The 3,603-nt window shown below is 39.2% G+C and carries 4 protein-coding genes and 1 pseudogene; 1 reads left to right on the top strand and 4 read right to left on the bottom strand.

What is annotated here, in order from left to right; all coding sequences use genetic code 11:
• Positions 1–95: 95 nt before the first annotated feature.
• Together groL and ACZFYI_RS17310 are read right to left on the bottom strand one after the other, a co-directional pair.
• Positions 96–1,724 (bottom strand): chaperonin GroEL, encoded by a 1,629-nt coding sequence (gene groL / locus ACZFYI_RS17315; protein WP_462525381.1) that lies wholly within the window; start codon positions 1,722–1,724, stop codon positions 96–98.
• Between the two features lie 43 nt (positions 1,725–1,767).
• Complete coding sequence (locus ACZFYI_RS17310; RefSeq protein WP_241125064.1) at positions 1,768–2,046, bottom strand: co-chaperone GroES; 279 nt, start codon at positions 2,044–2,046, stop codon at positions 1,768–1,770.
• A 217-nt stretch (positions 2,047–2,263) separates the two neighbouring features.
• Here ACZFYI_RS17310 and ACZFYI_RS17305 point away from each other — a divergent pair, with 217 nt between their 5' ends.
• Complete coding sequence (locus tag ACZFYI_RS17305) at positions 2,264–2,971, top strand: hypothetical protein (RefSeq protein WP_462525380.1); 708 nt, start codon at positions 2,264–2,266, stop codon at positions 2,969–2,971.
• A gap of 32 nt (positions 2,972–3,003) precedes the next feature.
• Here ACZFYI_RS17305 and secG read toward each other — a convergent pair whose 3' ends face one another.
• Both secG and ACZFYI_RS17295 read right to left on the bottom strand, forming a co-directional pair.
• Positions 3,004–3,369: a preprotein translocase subunit SecG gene (secG, locus tag ACZFYI_RS17300; protein WP_462525379.1), complete on the bottom strand. Its 366-nt coding sequence runs from the start codon at positions 3,367–3,369 to the stop codon at positions 3,004–3,006.
• 10 nt (positions 3,370–3,379) lie between these two features.
• A pseudogene (locus ACZFYI_RS17295) lies at positions 3,380–3,603 on the bottom strand (hypothetical protein); the annotation flags it as partial.

Below are 3,603 nucleotides of genomic sequence, written 5' to 3'. Positions count from 1 at the left end.
TGATTTTTTTATAAAATCTATAAACTTACCGAGGTTTCAAAAAAAAAAAAGAGGAACTTTTAAAGCTCCTCTTTTCAAAAAGAATAATTGCGCGATTACATCATACCGCCCATTCCTCCACCTCCCATTGGAGGCATGGCAGGAGATTCTTCTTTTACGTCGGCTACTACACATTCTGTAGTCAATAGCAACGCTGCGATAGAAGCGGCGTTTTCAAGTGCCAATCTTGTCACCTTGGTAGGGTCAATTACACCTGCTTCGAAAAGGTCTTCATAGACATCTGTTCTGGCATTGTAACCGAAATTACCTTTGTTTTCTTTGATTTTGTTGATGACAACAGAACCTTCACCTCCTGCATTTGCGACGATTGTTCTCAATGGAGATTCTATTGCAAATCTGACAATGTTGATACCGGTATCCTGATCTTCGTTTTCACCTTTAAGGTTGTCCAAAGATGATACTGCTCTAACCAAAGCAACACCGCCACCTACGACAACACCTTCCTGAACAGCAGCTCTGGTTGCATGCAAAGCATCGTCAACTCTATCTTTCTTTTCTTTCATTTCTACTTCAGTGGCAGCTCCGATGTAAAGGATGGCTACGCCACCTGACAGCTTAGCCAATCTTTCCTGGAGTTTTTCTCTGTCATAGTCAGAAGTTGTTTTTTCTATCTGAGCTTTGATTTCATTGATTCTTGCAGTGATACCTGCTTTTTCACCTGCACCGTTGACAATAGTAGTATTGTCTTTGTCAATGTTGATTTTTTCAGCAGTTCCAAGGTATTCAATAGTGGCATTCTCAAGTTTGTAACCTCTTTCTTCAGAGATCACAGTTCCACCTGTCAAAATTGCGATGTCTTCCAACATTGCTTTTCTTCTGTCACCGAATCCAGGAGCTTTTACAGCTGCTACTTTCAAGGCACCTCTGATTTTGTTTACTACCAATGTTGCCAAAGCTTCACCGTCAACATCCTCAGAGATGATCAATAAAGGTCTGCCTGACTGTGCTACTGGCTCCAAAACAGGAAGCAATTCTTTCATTGAGGAGATCTTCTTGTCGTAGATCAGGATATATGGTCTGTCCAGCTCAACTTCCATTTTTTCGGTGTTGGTCACAAAGTATGGAGAAAGGTAACCTCTGTCAAACTGCATACCTTCTACGGTACGTACTTCAGTTTCAGTTCCTTTTGCTTCCTCAACTGTGATGACACCGTCTTTACCAACTTTGTCCATTGCATCTGCAATCATCTTTCCGATTTCTTCGTCATTGTTTGCAGAAACGGTAGCTACTTGCTGGATTTCTTTGCTAGTGGATATCGGTTTGGAATTGGCTTTCAATTGGGCAACTACGGCAGAGACTGCTTTGTCAATTCCTCTTTTAAGATCCATTGGATTGGCACCTGCTGCCACGTTTTTGATACCAAGGCCAAAAATCGCCTGGGTCAATACAGTTGCAGTTGTAGTTCCGTCTCCTGCATTGTCTGCGGTTTTGGAAGCTACTTCTTTTACTAACTGAGCTCCCATGTTTTCAATCGGCTCAGACAGTTCAATTTCTTTTGCAACAGTCACCCCATCTTTGGTGATCGCTGGTGCACCGAATTTTTTGTCAATAATGACGTTTCTTCCTTTTGGTCCGAGGGTTACTTTTACTGCGTCTGCAAGAGCATCCACTCCTTTTTTCAATCTGTCTCTTGCGTTGGTATTGAAAAATAGTTCTTTAGCCATTTTTTTGTTGTTTTAGGTTCTTTTTAATAATTGAAATAGATGATTACAGGATAGCAAAAATGTCTGATTCTCTCATGATGAGGTAATCATGCCCTTCAACTGCAAGTTCAGTACCTGCGTATTTGCCATAAAGCACTTGGTCACCCACTTTTACAGTCAATGGCTCGTCTTTTTTGCCGCTTCCTACTGCGATGACAGTTCCTTTTTGTGGTTTTTCCTTGGCAGTGTCAGGAATATAAAGTCCGGATGCGGTTTTTTCTTCTGCTGCAGCAGGCTCCACCAGAACTCTGTCTGCAAGAGGTTTGATGTTTACTTTCGACATAATTATTGGATTTTTAAAGGTTAGTAACAAAATCTTGTAAACCACAATTATCACTTCTTGTGCCAAATAAGATATTACAGTGCAAACTGACATATAGTCCGTCAATTAGAACAAAATCCTGTCAATCTTTTTGAAATTTTAAAATTTTCCCTGTCAATTTTTCCAAGACATTTTTTTATGATGTCAGTTTTTTCTAAATTTTCACAAACTGAACCTTATGAAAAGCTTATCAGAAAACTGGATCACAGAAGGATTGATAGATTTTGAATACAAAAAATACCTTCTTTTGGCGTACTTGCAACATGTCGGAGGACAGTTCAAAGAAGTGAAGCTTTATCCTCCGCTGGCAGATTTGATTCAGCATTATACCAGACTCAAAAGTTTTGAGCAAAACAGAGATCAGATCAAATCAGCTTTTCCAAAAACGCTCCAAGCTCCGGATTCCATGGAAATGAAGTTCAAATATCAACCTCTGATCATGGATGATGAGGTGATGAAGCAGTTGGAGGAAATTGTAGCTTTTTCACTTCCCCAACTTAAAAATCATATTGAAGACGGGAAAAATATTTACGATTTTTTGGAGAAGGAAATGAATATTGAGCCGATTGGTATTTCTCCCTTGTATCAAAAAGAAGGCTATGTTTTTCTTTCGTTTGAAAAGTCGAAAGAAGTATTTGTCTATAGATACAGGGTGAATCTGTTTCAAAACAGCATCGATTCTTTCAAGGGAATCATGATGCAACTTGTTCAAAAAGTAAGGAGGTCCATCCTGAATACCTTTGAACAAATGAAACTTGACCTCATTAAGACTAATAAAGAGCTCCCAAATCCTGCCACTTACAGCATCTGTAGCAGGCAGCAGATTCCTTTGGAGGAGAGTTTTGTCCCTATCAGTAAAAGATTACTTTTAAAAGTAGTGGAATAAAAAAAGCCCGCTAGGAGCGGGCTTTGAATTTTTTAATTTTCGTTTTCTGTCGAATCGACCGGTTCAATTGGGGCACCTTCTGTTGGTAAAAGGCTTTCCGAATCACCAAAAGAAGGACTGACTATTTGTTTTCTTGCATTTTCAATGTTTGGAGATGAAGATTGTCCTGGCTGTATGGTTGAATAAAAAGCAGAAGATGAAAGAGAAAGGACCAAAATAGCAATTGCCAAAACCCAAGTGGATTTTTCTAGAATATTTCCGGTTTTGGTCACCCCCATGATTTGGGAAGCTCCTGCTCCAAATGCCGCTCCTACGCCTCCTTTTGAATCTTGAGCCAGAATGACTAGAACCAATAAAACTGCTAAAATTATAATTAATGTAATCAGAAATGTGAACATATGAATGATATTATGAATCCAAGCTTTTAATTAAGTCCGCAAAGTAAACGTTTTTATCTGGGAATTTCACCATTAATTTTTGATAAATTTCTTTTGCTTTTTGTTTTTTTCCCTGCTTTACCAACAGTTTCGCATAAGATTCCGATAACAAGGTCGGGTGTAGATGGGTACTATTTTCAGAAAGATCAGCCTGCTTCTGGAAATCTTCCATTTCTTTGAGCGTGGCCAATTTGA

It is taken from the genome of Aquiflexum sp. (genome assembly GCF_977115555.1).
The sequence above is the reverse complement of the archived record's forward strand: the minus strand, read 5'-3'. Positions and strand labels throughout refer to the sequence as shown.